Raw genomic sequence first — 17,585 nt, 5'->3', positions numbered from 1 at the left:
AGCATGAATCTATCTTTTATCAGCAAGCACGGTGGCAAAATCGCTACTGTGTTTGAAGACCTAGGTCAGCTCCGTATCGCTGTTTTTCGAGATTTCCCCTATCTATACGAAGGCACACTTTCTCACGAAAAAGAATACTTACAAACCTACGCCGCTGCCGAAAGAGGGTTTTTATTTGCGGTTTATGATGGTCTCCAAATGGTAGGAGCTACCACCTGTATTCCCCTTCTCAACGAAACCCCCGAAGTGCGTTTGCCTTTTGAAGAGGCAGGTTATGATTTAAGTAAAATATTTTACTTCGGCGAAAGCATTTTACTTCCCGCTTATCGAGGGCTAGGACTAGGGCACCGTTTTTTTGACGAACGCGAAGCTCATACGCGAAGTTTTGGTACTTATACCACTACCTGTTTTTGTGCCGTAGTAAGAGAAGACAACCACCCTGCTCAACCCCAAAACTACCGCCCCAATGATGCCTTTTGGCTCAAAAGAGGCTATCAAAAAGACCCAAGCTTACAAAGCAGTTTTGAATGGCTCGATGTAGGCGATACTTCTCCCACTGTAAAACCGATGGTTTATTGGAAAAAAGAACTATAAAATGAACGTTACCATAGCCTCCGCCCAATACCCTATCAGTCATCATACAGATTTTGAAGCATGGCAACAGCACACCTCTGAATGGGTCGCCCAGGCTGTGAAGCAACAAGCGCAGCTTTTGGTATTTCCTGAGTATGGCTCGATGGAATTGGTGAGTATCTTTTCCGACGAAATTCGCCTTGATATTAGGCGACAAGTACTAGAACTTGACACCCTCAAACACAACTTTTGCGCAGTTTTTGCGGATTTGGCGCGTTTGTATCAAGTCGTGATTGTGGCTCCGAGCATTCCTGTCATCGAAAATGAGAAAGCCCACAATCGCGCCTTTGTGTTTTCGCCCAAAGGATTGGTAGGCTATCAGGACAAATTTTTTATGACTCGTTTTGAAGATGAAGAATGGGGTATCCAAACCTCCCCTAAAGTGTTGACGCTTTTTGAAGCCGAATGGGGTAGTTTTGGGATACAGATATGCTATGATGTAGAGTTTAGTATTGGAAGTCAAAAACTTAGCGAAGCAGGCGCGTCACTGATTTTGGTGCCAAGTTGTACAGAAACCATCCGAGGATCTACGCGTGTACACGTAGGTGCTCGCGCTCGTGCCCTCGAAAATCAAGCCTATATGGTAGTCTCCCAAACCATTGGCGAGGCTACGTGGTCACCTGCCGTGGATGTCAACTATGGCTTTGCGGCTTGTTATTGTACTCCCGACAAAAATCTCCCTGAAGAAGGTATTATAAGCTATATGACTCCTCAAAAAGTAGGTTGGCTGGTAGAAACCCTTGATTTTACCAAAATCGACCAAGTACGTACTGATGGTCAAGTCTTCAATTTTAAAGATCACGCACGACTACAAGCAAATTTTCGTAACGAAGAAATTACCATCAATAGAATAAAACTTTAATTATCTACATATCAACGCAGGTAGCGTTTTGAACGCTGCCTGCGTTAAGTAGGCAGTAGGCATTAACATCTACCTCTGTAGCATCACGAGAATATTTGACTAAAGAACGTTTCAACGCAGGTAGCGTTTTGAACGCTACCTGCGTTAAGTAGGCATTAACATCTATCTCTGTAGTATCACGAGAATATTTGACTAAAGACGTTTCAACACAACGTTTAAACGCAGGCAGCGTTTTGAACGCTGCCTGCGTTAAACCTAAACCTACACCAAATCAATCTACTTCTCTGTAACATCACTAGAATATCTAAAAAAAAGCAAATGGCGTACTAACGCGAGCAGCGTTTTGAACCCTGCCCGCGTTAAGCAGGCATTAAACCAAACTACTTAATCATTTTTTAATTTAAAAATAAACAAACATTCATTTATCTTTGTAACCATCATGAGAACACGTGACGAAAGCAAAGAAATACAAGTACAGCAAAAAGCCATCGAGCTTATCGTAGCTCACGGATTAGAGGGCTTTAGTATGCAAAAACTGGCAAAAGCAGCGGAGGTCTCCCCCGCTACTTTGTATATTTACTATAAAGACAAAGAAGACCTCATTACGAGCATTGGGCTAATCATCGGCAAAAAATTCAGTGAAAGTGTTTTGAAAGATTTCCACGCAGATTTGCCCTTTGCTGAAGGGCTTCGCATTCAGTGGCGAAACCGCGCTCAATATGCCATCGAAAATCGCTTAGAATCAGAATTTTACGAACAGATTAGAAGTTCTTCTTTCAAAGAAAAAATTATGGAAAACTTTGTAGAAGATTTCAAAATCTCGATGGGAATGTTTGTAAAAAATGCCATCAGACGCGGCGAACTCAGTCCAATGCCCATAGAAGTGTTTTGGTCGATAGCATACGCCCCTCTTTATAATTTGATTCGGTTTCATCACGAAGGACGCAGTATCGGAGGACAGCCATTTAAAATTTCTAATGACATCATAGAGCAAACCCTAGCGCTTACCATCAAAGCTTTAACTCCCTCTTGATTATCTATCTTTTAACGTATGAATCGCCTTCACTACAAAAATCATGGAAAGCTCATTCGAAATACTCATCTTCAAAACCGACATCAAAACCGAGGCCGACAAGTACAACATAGGGCTAATATTGGATGCCGTAGCTGACATTAGACGCTGGACGGTCGATTGTGAAGATTGCGACTGTGTGCTACGCATCGAAACGACGGAGAGCATAGTTACTCAAATTCAAGAATTGGTATCCAACGCTGGTTTTATTTGTGAAGAGCTTACCTATTGACATATGCAGCCTATCAATATTGCCACTCATCGGCTTCTGTCCCAAAAAATTTTCAATAGCGATTTGCTGACTCCTGCCGAGGTAGTATCACACTTGGGAGCGGTGCAAGCGCAAGATTATACCATGTCCAAATGGGGCATTGGGCTTCGTATTCCACAAGCTACCGACTCGCAAGTGGAGCAGGCTATCAAAGAAGGGCAAATCGTACGCACACACATCATGCGCCCCACGTGGCATTGGGTAGCAGCGCAAGACCTCCGATGGATAATGGCGCTTACGGCTCCTCATGTCCAACAACTTGTAGCATCTATGAATCGTAAACTAGCGCTAGATGATCAAACACTCCAAAAAGCTAGTGAGGTGATGGCCACGGCTTTAGCGGGTCACAACTATCTTACGAGAAGTGAGCTGATGGCTCAAATTGAACAAGCAGGCATCATTACATCCGATTTGAGAGCGGCGCATCTGACGGCATATGCCGAACTCAATTGCTTGATTTGCAATGGTCCTACGCGCGACAAACAAATCACCTACGCGCTAGTCGATGAGCGTATTCCTGCTACGCAGCCTTTGTCTCGCGAAGAAGCACTAGGCAAACTAGCCCTCAAATATTTTACAAGTCACGGCCCTGCTACGGTGCAAGATTTTGCGTGGTGGTCGGGACTCAAAATCACGGACGCACGTAAGGCTGTCGCATTGGTGCAATCTAATTTTATCAATGAAAAAATAAACGACCAACTTTATTATTTCCTCAACTCTCCTTCTATATCCACTCATAGCGTACATCTGCTCCCTGCTTTTGATGAGTTTATGGTCAGCTACAAAGACCGTACGGCATCACTTTCCCCCAACAAACACCAAGAGGCGATTACAGGAAATGGTATCTTCAAACCTATCATCGTAGTAGATGGAAAAGTAACAGGGATATGGAAAAAAGTCATTTCCCAAAAACAAACAAAGGTTCAAACCTCTTTCTTCGACACGCACTTTGAATCAGGCTTACTCGAAAAAGCCCTCAAAGAATATATCCACTTTTTAGAGAATTAAACCTTTTTTCTCTGACAAATAAAAATTGATAACAACCATGATGCAAGACAAAAAACCGCTTTTTTCGAACTATCAAAAATGGGTAGTTGCCCTACTCGCACTTACCCAATTTACCGTCGTGCTAGATTTTATGGTGATGTCTCCTTTGGGCGACCAACTGATGAAATCCATGAAAATCACTCCTTCTCAGTTTGGCTTTGTGGTATCGAGCTATGCCTTTAGCGCGGGGGTATCTGGGCTACTTACTGCTGGCTTTGCTGATAAGTATGATCGCAAAAAATTACTCCTCTTTTTTTACATGGGGTTTATTGTAGGGACGCTCTTTTGTGGCCTCGCTCCCACCTACGAAACCATCGTAGCCGCTCGTATCCTAACGGGTTTATTTGGGGGTGTTATTGGCTCAATTAGCATGGCGATTATCACCGACCTTTTTAGCCTCGAACAACGCGGCCGCGTCATGGGTTTTGTGCAAATGGGCTTTGGCGCAAGTCAGGTATTAGGGATTCCTATTAGTCTTTATTTGGCTAATATTTGGGGGTGGCAATCTCCCTTTTTAATGATCGTAGGATTAAGCATTATTTTGACCATCGTCATCATTCAAATGATGCGCCCCGTAGATCAGCACCTCCACCATCAAAGCGAACGCAAGGCTGTGGCTCATCTTTGGCATACTCTCTCCAAACGCGATTATCGAATAGGCTTTTTGGCCACAGCACTTATGTCTATTGGGGGATTTATGATGATGCCTTTTGGAAGTGTATATGCTATCAACAACCTTAAAGTAACTCCCCAACAACTCCCCCTAATCTTCATGGTGGCGGGAGTAAGTTCGCTGATTGTAATGCCGTTTATTGGTCGTCTTAGCGACAAAATCGACAAATATAAACTCTTCACTGGCGCCTCACTTTGGATGGTGGTCATGATTTTGATTTATACCAATTTGGGTATAGTTCCCCTTGGCATTATCATCTTTTTCAACGTATTGATGATGGCCGGTATCATGAGTCGAATGGTTCCGGCTACTACGATGATTTCTGCTCTTCCTGTACTTCAAGATAGAGGCGCATTTATGAGTATCAATTCTTCGCTGCAACAAATAGCGGGTGGAATTGCCTCTTTTGTAGCAGGTTTGATTGTGGTTCAAAAAGACAATTTCAGCCCTTTAGAACACTATAACACCCTCGGAGGAGTCGCAGCAGTGATTACGCTTCTGTGTATATTGATGATGTATCGCGTAAATCGCTTAATTAAAAAACAGCAGAACCAAAACCCTGAAATTCAATCAGTTTAAATTTACCACCGTCAATACGCAGAAAAAAAATGGTAAAACTTAACAAGTGTTAAATTTTATAACATCTGTCAATTTTTACCATTTTTCAAAGATATTCCTGTATTGGGTGTCCGAATGAAGACTGACGTTTTTTTTATGCTCTCACCAATTCCAGAATCGTAATCTCAGGTAAAATCCCTACTCTACCAGGATAGCCAATGTAACCAAAACCTCTATTTACATACAAGTGCTGCTCACCTTGCGTGTACAATCCCCCCCATTGTTTGTAACGATACTGAACCGGGCTCCACTGAAAACCGCCTACCTCTATCCCAAATTGCATGCCATGCGTGTGCCCCGCAAAAGCCACATCAATATCCTTAAATTTATCTGTAGTTACTTGAGCATTCCAGTGGCTTGGGTCGTGCGACAACAGAAGTTTGACAGGAAAGTCTTCGGTATTTTGAGCAGCTTTTTCTAGACTACCATATTGGGCAAAACCACCCATACCCCAGTTTTGAATTCCCAACAAACCAATCTGCTCATTACCTACTTTGATTGCGCGATGTTCGTCAACCAACAAGTCCCAACCCAATAGCCGATGGGCTTCTTTCAAATCTAGTAAATTTCGTCGCTTAGCTTCGGCGCTTGGCCATTGATAATAATCCCCATAATCGTGATTGCCCAGCACCGAAAAGGTACCGAGGGGTGCTTTAATTTTCTTAAAAATATCAATGTAGTCTTTTACTTCATCGGCAGTATTGTTCACCAAATCGCCCGTAAAGAAAAACAAATCTGGCTTCTGTGCCATCAACATTTCTACACCTCCTTTTACTGCTGTTTTGTTAAAAAAACTACCAGAATGTATGTCTGATAATTGCGCAATTTTTATCCCTTCAAAAGCCTTAGGCAAGTTTTTTAAAGGTACTTTTACCCGGCGAATTCGGTAATCATGCGCCCCAGAAATAATCCCATAAGTAAAACCAGCCACGGTAGTTCCGGCAACGGCCAAAGCCGATTTCATCAAAAACTCTGAACGTGGAATCGTAGGCTCTCCTACCGCCGGACTTGGTGCAGTGGCTTGGTCGCCAAACAAACTTACAACCCACTTCCCAAAGCGTACCACATCATCTAGCAACACAAAAAACAAAGCAAATACCTTGGCAAAATAAGGAATCAGCAACCCCGTCCAAATGAATTGGCGTGTCATACGGCTGAGCGAGTCGGCAGGTATCAAAAACTGCGTAACAATCCAAACCCCTAAACTGACGATAGGAATAGCCCAATAAATAGTGTGAATAAGGCGGCGAGCATCCAGAGATAGTCCGCGAGTCAGGGTACGAACGGCTTGAAAAACGTAGAAGTCCAACAAAAAAAAGACGCCTATAGTTATCAGAATAGAAGGCAGACGATTCATGGTTAAATGATTAGAATGGATTTGGAGGTACAACAAAATACATCATCAAAAAGTGTATTATCTGACAGAGATTTGTGGGAAACGGAAGATTTTTAGGATGAACCTGCTATTTTTGGCTTTTATCCTTTTTGATTCGACATGATTGACATACAACTTTCTGATAAACCCCTCAATCCACAAACTTGTTTTGAATCCGTAGTTTCAGACGCTGCTGGAGGAATTGTCACCTTTGTAGGCACAGTGCGCAATCAGACCAAAGGTAAAACAGTACTACGGCTCGAATTTGAAGCCTATGCGCCAATGGCAATCAAAGAAATGCAAAAAATTGCCGAAGAAGCAGCCCAACAATGGTCCGTGCTCAATATAGCAATTTATCACCGCGTAGGAATTTTGGAAGTGGGCGAAATACCCGTGGTTATTGCCGTGTCCTGCGCACACCGCCGCGCCGCCTTTGAAGCTTGTCAATTTGCTATTGATACCCTTAAAGAAACTGTACCTATTTGGAAAAAAGAATTTTTTGAAGATGGCGAAGTATGGGTAGCAGCTCACCCTTAGGGCTTACATCTCATTCTAAAATTCAAAGTTTGGTACCCTTAAACAATACCGAAGATTTGATAGACTGTTCTTTTAGATTTAAAAACTTTTTCCGCTCTTCATCTTTCATGAAATCTTCAAAATCTTGCTGAGTCCCAAATTCAACAAGATGAATCTCATAGGGATTCTCTATTTGGGATACAATATAAGACTCATCTGAAGGACGCAACCGAAACAAAAGCTTCCCGTTGTATTTAGCAATGAGGGGAATTGCCACGCTCTCAAATTCATCAAAAACCTTTTCTTGCCCTGGCTTGATATAAATAAGTTGGGTGATATAAATCATTGTATCTATTGTATAAACAGTGTTATTATTAATTATCCTCTAGGAAGAGTCTCATCATTATCTTTGTAAGTAATTGACTCGCAATCATATAACCTTACAATTGTGTTTATGACTTCAAAAACAAACATAGTTATAGACAAAAACTATATGGTTATAAAAACAATCAATTTGATTTATCAAAAAGCTTATTGTAATTTTGAAAACCAATCACGGAAAAATCCAGATACAAGTTGGCAAAATTTGATGTAAAATACACATTTTCACCCTACTCTTCTTTCATCAAATCAACAAAAACAGAGTTTTTTAAATAATTAACCAAATTTTAAAATGGAACAACATACCCCCTCAAACCCCTCCGTTTATGATGTCAACAGTGAAGGTGGCAAATGCCCATTTTCGGGTGCTTCTTTAAGTAAAGGTGCTGGTGGCGGCACACGCAACCGAGATTGGTGGCCCAATCAATTGAGATTGAATATCCTTCGTCAGCATTCCTCATTGTCCAATCCAATGGGCAGTGACTTCAACTATGCAGAAGAGTTCAAATCGCTTGACTTAGCTACCGTAAAAAAAGAAATTGTGGAGTTGATGACTACTTCACAAGACTGGTGGCCTGCCGATTATGGTCACTACGGCCCTTTCTTTATTCGTATGGCGTGGCACAGCGCAGGTACTTACCGTATTGCTGATGGCCGTGGTGGTGGTGGTTCGGGAAGCCAACGTTTTGCACCCCTCAACAGCTGGCCCGACAACGGTAACCTCGACAAAGCACGTCTTTTGCTTTGGCCTATCAAACAAAAATATGGCAAGAAAATCTCATGGGCCGATTTGATGATTTTGGCAGGCAACTGCGCTCTTGAATCTATGGGTTTCAAAACTTTTGGATTTGGCGGTGGTCGCGAAGATATTTGGGAACCTGAAGAAGACATCTATTGGGGTTCAGAAGGCAAATGGCTCGACGATAAAAGATATTCTGGCGACCGCAACCTCGAAAATCCCCTAGCAGCGGTTCAGATGGGGCTTATTTACGTAAACCCAGAAGGCCCTAATGGCAACCCTGACCCTATTGCTGCTGCTCGCGACATCCGCGATACGTTTGGACGTATGGCCATGAACGACGAAGAAACAGTAGCGCTCATTGCGGGTGGACACACTTTTGGTAAAGCGCACGGCGCCGCCGACCCTAGCAAATATGTAGGCCCTGAGCCGGCTGGTGCAAGCATCGAAGAACAAAGCCTTGGCTGGAAAAACACTTTTGGTACCGGCAACGCTGGCGATACTATCACGAGTGGTCTGGAAGGTGCTTGGACTACCACACCTACCAAATGGAGCAACAATTATTTCTGGAATCTATTTGGCTATGAGTGGGAATTGACCAAAAGCCCTGCGGGTGCGCATCAGTGGAAACCCAAACATGGCATGGGAGCCAATACCGTACCCGATGCCCACAATCCTGAGAAGCGCCACCACCCCATCATGTTTACGACAGACTTGGCCTTGAGAATGGATCCCGCTTATGAAAAAATCTCAAGACGTTTCTTCGAAAACCCTGATGAATTTGCCGATGCTTTTGCGCGGGCATGGTTCAAACTTACCCACCGCGACATGGGTCCTATCGCTCGTTATCTCGGACCAGAAGTACCTAGCGAAGAGCTTATCTGGCAAGACCCCGTGCCAGCCGTAGATCATGAACTCATCGATGACAATGATGTAGCAGCCTTAAAAGCCAACATCCTTGCGTCGGGTCTTTCGGTGTCTGAGTTGGTATCTACTGCTTGGGCTTCCGCTTCTACCTTCCGTGGCTCCGACAAGCGCGGTGGTGCCAATGGTGCCCGTATTCGTCTGTCTCCGCAGAAGTATTGGGAGGTCAACAACCCATCTCAACTTTCTAAAGTACTCGGGATACTTGAAAGCATCCAAGAAGAATTTAATGCTATCCAAACAGGTGGCAAAAAAGTATCCCTCGCCGACCTCATCGTTTTGGCGGGAGGCGCTGGTATTGAGCAGGCTGCCAGAAATGCGGGTGTAGAAGTAAGTGTGCCGTTTACCCCTGGCCGTACTGATGCCTCACAAGAGCAAACCGACGTAGAATCTTTTGCCGTACTTGAGCCAATCGCCGACGGTTTCCGCAATTACCAAAAGAAACACTACACTACCAGTGCCGAGGAGATGCTAGTAGATAAAGCACAATTGCTCACCCTCACTCCTCCCGAAATGACTGTGCTTGTGGGTGGATTGCGTGTACTCAACACCAACTTCAACCAATCACAACACGGGGTGTTTACGACTCGTCCAGAAGCACTTACCAACGATTTCTTCGTCAATCTCCTAGATTTGAGTACAACATGGAAATCAACCTCTCCGCATCAAGATGTGTTTGAAGGTCGCAACCGTGCCACTGGCGAACTCAAATGGACAGGGACACGCGTGGATCTTATCTTTGGCTCAAACTCGGAGCTTCGCGCCCTTGCTGAGGTATATGGCTGTGGCGATTCGCAAGAAAAGTTCTTAAAGGATTTCGTAGCGGCTTGGACCAAGGTTATGAATCTTGATCGTTTTGATTTGGCTTAATTGCTCACTATCAAGGCTTACTAATAAAAAGCGGTGGTTTGACAAAAACCACCGCTTTTACTTTTTTAGCCTAAGTCCCACAGCATTTTTTGTATTTTTTACCGCTTCCGCAAGGGCAACTATCGTTGCGATTAATCGGAATTATTTTTCCCGAATGATAAAACCACTCATTTTGTTGCTTCACAAAAAACGAGTGTTCATAATGCACGCGGCTTTTTTTCTGCTCATCGTTATAAAAAGCCTGAAAACTTACTTCTCCTTGCTCATCTAGGGCTGTCCCTTTGTGAGTTGAGATGATTTTCAGTCCCTTCCATTCTGATTCTCTCGCCCAAGCTTCTATTGATTCTTGGTGATACTGAAATCGTGTAGCAGGATGCGTAGTAGCCATCAGATAGGCTCCCGCCACTGTACAATAGGCCGAGTAGCGCGACTTCATGAGTTCTAAAGCTGTTTCAGCTTTGCGTTTTCCATTGATAATACTCCCACAGCAATCTTCGAATTCCTGCCCCGACCCACAATGACAAACTGATGACATACGCGATAAGAATATTTTAAAAGAAGAAGAAAATGCCCAAATATCTTGATTACTTTTTGTTAATAAAAATTCCGGCAGAGGCGACGTTCCACACAGCGTCTCTACTAATATTTTTCTTAACTCAGTTTCAGTCTTTTCTCAATCTATCTCTCACTTTCATCAAAGCAAATCCTAGCAGGTTGAGTCCCTTCCAGAGTTTAGGATTTTCCACTTTTTCGTCATTTGCTGCTAGCCCTATGCCCCAGATTTTGTCAACTGGGCTTGCTTCTACCAAAATTCTGTCTTTGGTATTCAACAAAAAAGCTTTTAAATCTTCATTTTGGGAAAATTTGTGCCACGACCCTTCTACCACAATGCGTTCCCTCTCCCTAAGCCATATTTTTTCATCAAAATGACTCACTTTACGCCCTAACGCTTTAGCTTCCGCTGGAGATTGAGTATTTATAATCTTGTGATATACCTCAATGTCATCAAAGAGTAGAGCCTTTTGAGCCATCATCCAGTGCTCGGCTGTATTATATTTCACACTATTTACGACGAAAGTAGAAAACCACCATTGGCTCAAACACGATTGGGTAATGTCTCCGTTCTTACTTGGTTGGTGTCCCCAGAAAAACAAATATTTTAACCGCTGTCCTTTCTCAAACTGAGAAATTAACTCTTCAATATTATAATCAATTAATTTTTCTTCCATACTTCATTTGAATTCTTTTGATTTCTGCTTTAGAAGTTCTAATGGGTTAAATCCGTTGAGAGAAGCTGCTTTAATACAGAAAATACCCTCGGCTGATTCTGAAGCCGAGGGTAAAAAAGTTTTGATATAAGCCCTTACAAAAGCGAGCTATCAAATCCTGTTTTTACTAAAAAAGTTTTTCATTTGGGGGTTTGATACCTTTCAAGCGAAGGTAAATTGTGGTTTGACCACGGTGGTGGGTTTGGTGTTCAAAACACTTGGCAAAGGCCACTTCGCGGGTCATATCCCGCCCAAAAAGCTTGATAGTTTCTCCCAATTGGGCATCGCTCATTCCTTTCAAGCCATTGATCGCAAAGTCATAGCTATCCATTACGGTTTTGATTACTTGTTCTTTAGAGCTTGTAGCAGCCGCTTTTTCGGCAGCTCCTCGCTCCATAGGGCTTGCTTTGCCAGTAGTCGCAGCCGTAAATCCAAAATTTGCATCCGCAAGGTGCATCATTTGCTCCGCAAAAGAGCGAATCTCTGGCGTAGGTTTGAGTTTGTAGCCATCTTCGGGCATCGCATCCAAATACTCTTTGGTGTACTCCTTGGCACGTTCCCAATCTTTCACGGCTTGCGCCACATTGGCTACGGGCTTGTGAGTAGCGTTTGCCAAAATCAGCAAAGTAACCAAGCCCAATACGATACTTAGTTGTTTCATGAGATGAAAAGTTTAAGTGAATAATGAATACAAAACAAATTTTTTAGTTGACTCGATAAGGGTAAATACTTTTTTGGATGTCTTTAAACCGAAAACTAATAAAAAAACGTTATATATTTACATACCAAACTCTGACATGCTATGAAATCACGAATCACCCTTTTAGCTACCTTCATTGCATTAACTACTTTTTTGAGTAGTTGTTTTTACGGAGGTTATCGTGGCCGTCCTGATTATTACGGGTCGCGCTATTATGCTCCAAGGCCCTATGTACGTGTGGTACCGCCTCCTATGGTAGTCCGTCCGAGGGTGTATGTAGCTCCTCCACGTTATAATTATCGCCCCCGATATGAAAGTAGACATCGTCATCGCGACTATCGTTCGGGACGTAGACGTTGGTAAAAAAGCATCTTAACTTTTTGAATTAGACATAAAATATCATGAAACGTAGCGTTTGGCTCATTCTGACCATTGCTCTTTTGCAAGTAGAAGCCCCTGAGGTAGAGGCGAAAGTCAATACAAATCAAAAAGCGACCGTAGAGGCCGCTTCTGAGAAATCTTTGCTTCGAAAACGTAAACGTAATCGTCAGCGCAAAGGATTTATGTGGGGACTATTTCGTAAACGCAATGCTTGTGATTGCCCCAAACATTAGGAGTCTCACAGCTATTATCTGTTAGCTTTATTGTGGGTTTTCAGGGGATTAAACTGAAATAAGCCTCCTAAAAATTTTGCAGAAAGACCGCTTGAATTAGGCTGTATTTATACAAAAAATCCCCCTTTTGATGATCAAAAGGGGGATTTTTTATAAAGTAAAAAAGCCTAAGCCATTTCCAAATCTTTTGAATAACGCTTACGCTCATTTTCGTCAAGATAAATCTTACGAATGCGAAGCGTAAGAGGAGTTACCTCTAGGTATTCGTCTTTTTGGATATATTCCATTGATTCTTCCAATGAGAAATTGATTTTGGGTGCAATCCGAACGTTGTCGTCAGAGCCAGACGCACGCATGTTGGTCAATTTTTTGGTTTCTTGCAGGTTTACCACAATATCGCCGGGACGGCTATGTTCACCTACTACCATACCCATGTAAAGTTCTTCGCTTGGATCGACAAAAAACTTACCACGCTCTTGCAAACGGTCGAGGGCATAAGGAGTAGCAGGGCCAGTTCCTTTAGATATAATAGAACCATTGATACGGCCCGGAATCGCGCCTTTGTGTGGCTCATAAGATTTGAAACGGTGAGAAATTACCGCTTCTCCCTGCGTAGCTGTCAATACATTAGAACGAAGCCCAATCAACCCGCGCGACGGAATATCGAATTCTAAGTGTTGCAAATCGCCACGTGGCTCCATCACGAGCAAATCTCCTTTGCGCTGAGTTACGAGTTCGATTACTTTACCCGCCGATTCTTCGGGTACATCTACCACCAGCATCTCAATAGGCTCTAGACGCTGCCCACGCTCATCTTGTTTGAAAATCACCTGTGGCTGCCCTACTTGCAATTCGTAACCTTCACGACGCATGGTTTCAATCAATACCGACAAGTGAAGAATTCCGCGTCCAAACACCAAAAATTTATCTTCGGTATCAGTAGGCTCTACCCGCAAGGCAAGGTTTTTCTCCATTTCTTTAAACAAGCGGTCGCGCAAGTGACGCGAAGTCACAAACTTACCTTCTTTACCAAAGAAAGGTGAATTGTTGATGGTAAACAGCATGTTCATCGTAGGCTCATCTACTGAGATACGAGGAAGCGGCTCTGGGTTTTCGTAAAGCGTGATGGTATCTCCGATTTCAAAATCTTCCAAACCTGTCACGGCACAAATATCACCCGAAGACACTTCGCTTACTTTCTGACGGCCTAGCCCTTCAAAAGTCTGTAATTCTTTGATACGAGCGCGTTTTACACTTCCGTCTGATTTGCAAAGGCCAAGTTGAGCACCTTCTTTCAAAGTACCACGATGCACGCGACCAATAGCGATACGCCCCACAAAAGAGCTATAATCTAAAGATGTAATTTGCATTTGAGGCTCACCTTCATTGATAGGCGCCGCCGGGATATGCTCCACAATGACATCCAAAAGATAAGAAATATCATCGGTAGGTTTTTGCCAATCAGGCCCCATCCAACCTTGTTTTGAAGACCCAAAAACGGTTGGGAAGTCAAGCTGATCTTCATTGGCCTCCAAGTTAAACATCAAATCGAAAACCGATTCGTGTACTTCGTCGGGGCGGCAGTTGGGTTTATCTACTTTATTTACGACCAATACCACTTTAAGTCCTAATTGTAAAGCCTTGCCCAATACGAAGCGAGTTTGAGGCATAGGTCCTTCGAAAGCATCTACTAAAAGCACAACGCCATCGGCCATCTTGAGTACACGCTCTACCTCACCCCCAAAGTCGGCGTGGCCTGGCGTATCTATAATGTTGATTTTTACGTCTTTGTAGCGTACTGATACGTTTTTAGAGACAATAGTAATACCCCGTTCGCGTTCGAGGTCGTTGTTGTCCAAAATGAGGTCGTCAAACTGTTGGTTTTCACGGAACAGTTTTGAAAAGTGGATAAACTTATCCACAAGGGTAGTTTTACCGTGGTCAACGTGCGCAATGATGGCAATGTTGCGGATGCTTTGCATTTGAGTTGTTTTGTTAACTGTGTTATTGTCAATTGTGAAAGATTCGCTTTAGGTTAGCTAAACGATTAATTTTCAACAATTAACTTGTCTTCAAAAAGACCCGCAAAGTTACAACTATTTTATCAAAAACACAGATGAGTACAATATTAAGTATATATAATAGAAGAAAAGGGTAGTTTTTTATCGGAATAGTTCAATTTTGTAAATAGCTTTTTACTTTCTTCAACATTGCTTCTACTTTTGTCTTAGGGTCACCGGGGCCGAGGGTTTCGATGGGGACATACCCTTGATAATCCGATTGCTTTATCATTTTGATGATTCGTTCTAGGTCGGTATCCACTTCCTGTCCCTCTATAAAGATTTTTTCTTTCAATTGCCAGTTTACTGCGTATTGTATGGTTTGTTGGATTTGTTGGTAAGGGTCTCCGATACGGTAGCTACCTGTATCCAAAATCAGCCCAAACCATTCGGACTCAATCGCCTCAAAAACAGACACTACGTGCGCTGCCGTTTGGATAAAATCGGCATGGTTTTGTAGGCCGATGATGACGCCGTTTTGTTTGCCATAAGCTACACAAGCGTCAATACATTCCAGCATCCACTCGTGTACTTGCTCGCGGGGTACACCTTCGTTTTTTTGGACTCCCGAAAAAATCCTCAATACAGGGGCACCTAGTTTGGCGGCTACTTCTACCCACGCTTTCACGAGTTGTACTTCTTTTTGTCTTTTTTCTTTGTCAGCAAGGGTAAAGTCATTTCTCACGCCCGCGCCGCTTATTTCTAATCCTTGCCGAAACGCCCTTCTTTTGACATGATATACGTAGTCGTTGCTCGGTACTTGGGGATAACCTCTAAAATAATACCCCGTAATGTCTACCGCATCGAAGCCAACTTGGGCACAAAAATCAATGAGGTCATCAAGATTCATGCTGCCATTCATGAGAGGCGCATTGAAAGAATACGCATTGAGGCTTGTCTTAAGACGTGTCGGCGTAGCCACAGTATGAGCTTTGACCGCTTCACTCCCAAGCGAACCTAATGCACCTATTGCCAACGATTTGATGAAATTTCTACGAGGCGATTGTGTGTCCATTTTTTGAGGGGGAATTGGTGTGTAACTCATGTTTTATCCTACTTTTGTCAAAACATCAATTGTATTCAAAAATACTCTATGAAAACCCTTTTATCCGCTTTCTTCTTTTTTATTTTGTTGGCAAACAGCCGTGGCCAATCTTCTAATTTTGTAAAGGATAATTATACCAAATGGGATCGACAAATCACGATGCGTGATGGCGTGAAGTTGTACACCGTCATTTACATTCCCAAAGATAATAGTCAAAAATACCCCATTTTGATGGAGCGTACACCTTATTCGGCAGGGCCTTATGGCGAAACTAACTACACCACAAATGGCCCCGGCCCAAGTCAATTGCTTTCGGAAGAGAAGTATATTTTTGTGACCCAAGATGTGAGAGGACGCTACATGAGCGAAGGAAAGTTTGAGGAAATGACGCCTCATCAGTTTTCCAAAAAAACACCCAAAGACACCGATGAAAGCACTGATACCTATGATACTATCGAGTGGCTGCTCAAAAACATCCCTCAACACAACGGGCGCGTAGGGATTACGGGGATTTCTTATCCGGGTTTTTATGCTTCTGCTTCTTTGCCCGATGCTCACCCTGCTATCAAGGCGGTATCGCCGCAAGCGCCCGTTACGGATGAGTTTGTGGGGGATGATGCCCGTCACAATGGTGCTTTTTTTCTCATGGATAACTTTAGTTTTTTGAGCTATTTCGACACCCAACCTAGTCAACCCGTTGCCAATTATAGTCCTCTGTTTAGTGCCAAAATTAAAGATGCTTATGATTTTTTCTTGAAACTTGGCCCGCTCAAGAATGCCAATAGTGCCGCGTATTTCAACAATAAAGGGCGGATTTGGAACGAATACCTCCAACACGAAACCTATGACGAGTATTGGAAATCCCGCAATATTCGTACAGCTCTCAAAAACGTCAAACCCGCTACGTTGGTAGTAGGAGGCTGGTTTGACGCCGAGGATTTGTTTGGTGCTTTACGGACATATGAAGCCATTGAAAAGCAAACTCCTTCCAACAAAAATCAACTCGTTATGGGGCCGTGGACACACGGTGCTTGGTCGCGGCCAGATTGGTCTAGTTTTGGCAACCTCAACTTTGGTTCCAACACCGCTAAGTACTTTCAGGAAGAATTGGAATTGAAGTTTTTTAATTTTTATCTAAAAGACAAGGGACAATGGAACGCCGCTGAAGCCACGGTTTTTGATACAGGTACCAACGAATGGAAGACTTTTGAGACGTGGCCGCCCAAAAACCGCGAAGCCAAAGAATTACATTTTCAGGCCAATGGCAAACTTACTTGGGAGGAAGTTGCCAATGCGGAGGGATTTGATGAATACATCAGCGACCCACGCAGACCTGTTCCTTATACCGACGGAGTTTTTGCGCGTCGCAACAATCAATATATGATAGAAGACCAGCGCTTTGCCGCTCGTCGTCCCGATGTGCTTACCTATGAGACCGAACCACTCGCCGCAGACGTGACATTGGCAGGCCCGCTGACGGCTCATTTTTTTGCATCCACTACGGGTACTGATGCGGATTTTATCGTAAAATTGATTGACGTACTTCCCGACGACACTCCCGCCCCAAGTCCCAACCCTAAAAACATCACCTTGGCTGGTTATCAGCAACTTGTAAGAGCAGAAGTACTAAGAGGAAAATTTAGAAATAGTTTTGAAAAGCCCGAAGCTTTTGTCCCGAATCAAATCACTGACGTAAAAGTGCGTATGCCAGATGTGTTACATACTTTTAAGAAAGGACACAAAATCATGGTACAGATTCAGAGTTCTTGGTTTCCGTTGGTAGATAGAAATCCCCAAAAATTCATGAATATCAGCGAGGCCGATGAAAAAGATTTTCAGAAATCAACTATCCGAATCTACCATGCCCCCAAAAACGATTCTCACTTGCACGTCTCGGCGATTAAACCATAAATAATT

Annotated in this window: 18 protein-coding genes; 11 read left to right on the top strand and 7 right to left on the bottom strand. The window is 43.2% G+C overall.

Annotation, left to right across the window (positions count from 1 at the left end; genetic code table 11):
* Positions 1-3: 3 nt before the first annotated feature.
* The 6 genes from G563_RS0112020 to G563_RS0111995 all read left to right on the top strand — a co-directional run bounded on the left by G563_RS0112020 (position 4) and on the right by G563_RS0111995 (position 5,137).
* On the top strand, positions 4-594 hold the full coding sequence (locus tag G563_RS0112020) for a GNAT family N-acetyltransferase (RefSeq protein WP_037326628.1): 591 nt from the start codon (positions 4-6) through the stop codon (positions 592-594).
* Position 595: 1 nt separating this feature from the next.
* Entirely contained in the window at positions 596-1,495 is a 900-nt protein-coding gene (locus tag G563_RS0112015) for a carbon-nitrogen hydrolase family protein (protein ID WP_028665529.1), read from the top strand.
* A 439-nt stretch (positions 1,496-1,934) separates the two neighbouring features.
* Positions 1,935-2,528: a TetR/AcrR family transcriptional regulator gene (locus G563_RS0112010; RefSeq protein WP_028665528.1), complete on the top strand. Its 594-nt coding sequence runs from the start codon at positions 1,935-1,937 to the stop codon at positions 2,526-2,528.
* 43 nt (positions 2,529-2,571) lie between these two features.
* Entirely contained in the window at positions 2,572-2,799 is a 228-nt protein-coding gene (locus tag G563_RS0112005) for a hypothetical protein (protein WP_028665527.1), read from the top strand.
* 3 nt (positions 2,800-2,802) lie between these two features.
* Positions 2,803-3,846 (top strand): winged helix DNA-binding domain-containing protein, encoded by a 1,044-nt coding sequence (locus G563_RS0112000; RefSeq protein ID WP_028665526.1) that lies wholly within the window; start codon positions 2,803-2,805, stop codon positions 3,844-3,846.
* 37 nt (positions 3,847-3,883) lie between these two features.
* Positions 3,884-5,137, top strand: a complete 1,254-nt coding sequence (locus G563_RS0111995) for an MFS transporter (protein ID WP_028665525.1) — start codon at positions 3,884-3,886, stop codon at positions 5,135-5,137.
* A 133-nt stretch (positions 5,138-5,270) separates the two neighbouring features.
* Here the strand turns inward: G563_RS0111995 and G563_RS0111990 are convergent, their stop codons facing one another.
* Entirely contained in the window at positions 5,271-6,533 is a 1,263-nt protein-coding gene (locus G563_RS0111990; protein ID WP_028665524.1) for a metallophosphoesterase, read from the bottom strand.
* Between the two features lie 138 nt (positions 6,534-6,671).
* On the opposite strand from G563_RS0111990, the gene G563_RS0111985 reads away from it, so the two are divergent.
* On the top strand, positions 6,672-7,088 hold the full coding sequence (locus tag G563_RS0111985) for a molybdenum cofactor biosynthesis protein MoaE (RefSeq protein WP_028665523.1): 417 nt from the start codon (positions 6,672-6,674) through the stop codon (positions 7,086-7,088).
* A gap of 22 nt (positions 7,089-7,110) precedes the next feature.
* Here the strand turns inward: G563_RS0111985 and G563_RS0111980 are convergent, their stop codons facing one another.
* Positions 7,111-7,413 (bottom strand): hypothetical protein, encoded by a 303-nt coding sequence (locus G563_RS0111980; RefSeq protein ID WP_028665522.1) that lies wholly within the window; start codon positions 7,411-7,413, stop codon positions 7,111-7,113.
* Positions 7,414-7,740: 327 nt separating this feature from the next.
* Between G563_RS0111980 and katG the strand changes: the two genes are divergently transcribed.
* Positions 7,741-9,981 (top strand): catalase/peroxidase HPI, encoded by a 2,241-nt coding sequence (katG, locus tag G563_RS0111970; RefSeq protein WP_028665521.1) that lies wholly within the window; start codon positions 7,741-7,743, stop codon positions 9,979-9,981.
* 70 nt (positions 9,982-10,051) lie between these two features.
* On the opposite strand, the gene G563_RS0111965 is transcribed toward katG, so the two are convergent.
* The 3 genes from G563_RS0111965 to G563_RS0111955 all read right to left on the bottom strand — a co-directional run bounded on the left by G563_RS0111965 (position 10,052) and on the right by G563_RS0111955 (position 11,910).
* Positions 10,052-10,516 carry a YchJ family protein gene (locus G563_RS0111965; RefSeq protein WP_028665520.1) on the bottom strand — a complete coding sequence of 155 codons (465 nt, stop codon included), beginning with the start codon at positions 10,514-10,516 and terminating at the stop codon, positions 10,052-10,054.
* Positions 10,517-10,643: 127 nt separating this feature from the next.
* A complete protein-coding gene (gene ybiA / locus G563_RS0111960; protein WP_028665519.1) occupies positions 10,644-11,210 on the bottom strand; it encodes a riboflavin biosynthesis intermediates N-glycosidase in 567 nt (188 codons plus the stop codon).
* A gap of 166 nt (positions 11,211-11,376) precedes the next feature.
* Complete coding sequence (locus tag G563_RS0111955) at positions 11,377-11,910, bottom strand: DinB family protein (RefSeq protein ID WP_028665518.1); 534 nt, start codon at positions 11,908-11,910, stop codon at positions 11,377-11,379.
* Positions 11,911-12,051: 141 nt separating this feature from the next.
* On the opposite strand from G563_RS0111955, the gene G563_RS38025 reads away from it, so the two are divergent.
* Both G563_RS38025 and G563_RS0111950 read left to right on the top strand, forming a co-directional pair.
* Complete coding sequence (locus G563_RS38025; RefSeq protein WP_157585279.1) at positions 12,052-12,312, top strand: hypothetical protein; 261 nt, start codon at positions 12,052-12,054, stop codon at positions 12,310-12,312.
* 38 nt (positions 12,313-12,350) lie between these two features.
* The gene (locus G563_RS0111950) at positions 12,351-12,563 is read left to right on the top strand and encodes a hypothetical protein (protein WP_028665517.1); all 213 of its coding nucleotides are present in this window, start codon (positions 12,351-12,353) and stop codon (positions 12,561-12,563) included.
* 167 nt (positions 12,564-12,730) lie between these two features.
* Here the strand turns inward: G563_RS0111950 and typA are convergent, their stop codons facing one another.
* Positions 12,731-14,545 (bottom strand): translational GTPase TypA, encoded by a 1,815-nt coding sequence (gene typA, locus G563_RS0111945; protein ID WP_028665516.1) that lies wholly within the window; start codon positions 14,543-14,545, stop codon positions 12,731-12,733.
* A 193-nt stretch (positions 14,546-14,738) separates the two neighbouring features.
* A complete protein-coding gene (locus G563_RS0111940) occupies positions 14,739-15,668 on the bottom strand; it encodes a sugar phosphate isomerase/epimerase family protein (RefSeq protein ID WP_229598496.1) in 930 nt (309 codons plus the stop codon).
* A 48-nt stretch (positions 15,669-15,716) separates the two neighbouring features.
* Here G563_RS0111940 and G563_RS0111935 point away from each other — a divergent pair, with 48 nt between their 5' ends.
* A complete protein-coding gene (locus G563_RS0111935) occupies positions 15,717-17,579 on the top strand; it encodes a CocE/NonD family hydrolase (RefSeq protein WP_028665514.1) in 1,863 nt (620 codons plus the stop codon).
* The last annotated feature ends 6 nt before the right edge of the window (positions 17,580-17,585 follow it).

It is taken from the genome of Runella zeae DSM 19591, assembly GCF_000423565.1.
Lineage (GTDB): Bacteria > Bacteroidota > Bacteroidia > Cytophagales > Spirosomataceae > Runella > Runella zeae.
This window is presented reverse-complemented; position numbering and strand designations above follow the sequence as displayed.